Consider the following 498-nt stretch of genomic DNA (forward strand, 5'->3'; position numbering starts at 1 on the left):
CTGCTGCCCTCGCGGACAGCTTTGTTAGACTACCATACCCCACTTCGTTTGTCAAGAACTTTTTTCTTCTTCTGGTGAAAGGTGGTTGCGACAGGCCAGTAAAGGTGTTATGATAGGTCTCATGTGAATTTCACAGCACTTTACAAGATGTATTTCGCAAAGGAGAGGCTTCATCGTGTTTGAAAACTTTATGACGGCGCTGCGCGTCGTTCTTCCTCTGGCACTGTTTATGGGAATCGGCGTTTTGATCCGAAGGTGTAAGGTGATCGACCGGCCCACAATGCGAAAGGTGGATGGTCTGTGCTTCCGCTTGTTTATGCCCACGTTGCTATTTAAAAACATTTACGAGTCGGATGTGCTTCACCATTTTGACGGATGGGGTTTTCTATATATATTGTTATGCACACTGTTTCTTTTTTTTGTGGCCGGTTTGTTTTTTCCGCGCAGGCTGCTTCCCGACGGGGGCAGTGCCGCAGCGGTGGGCCAGTCGATGATTCG

The 498-nt window shown here is 48.2% G+C and carries 1 protein-coding gene; it reads left to right on the plus strand.

Annotation, left to right across the window (positions count from 1 at the left end; translation table 11 throughout):
- Positions 1-175 precede the first annotated feature (175 nt).
- Positions 176-498, plus strand: a 323-nt coding sequence (locus RT018_RS04730; protein WP_312939751.1) for a hypothetical protein, incomplete at its 3' end; no start/stop codon positions are given.

It is taken from the genome of Oscillibacter sp. (assembly GCF_032060045.1).
Lineage (GTDB): Bacteria > Bacillota > Clostridia > Oscillospirales > Oscillospiraceae > Oscillibacter.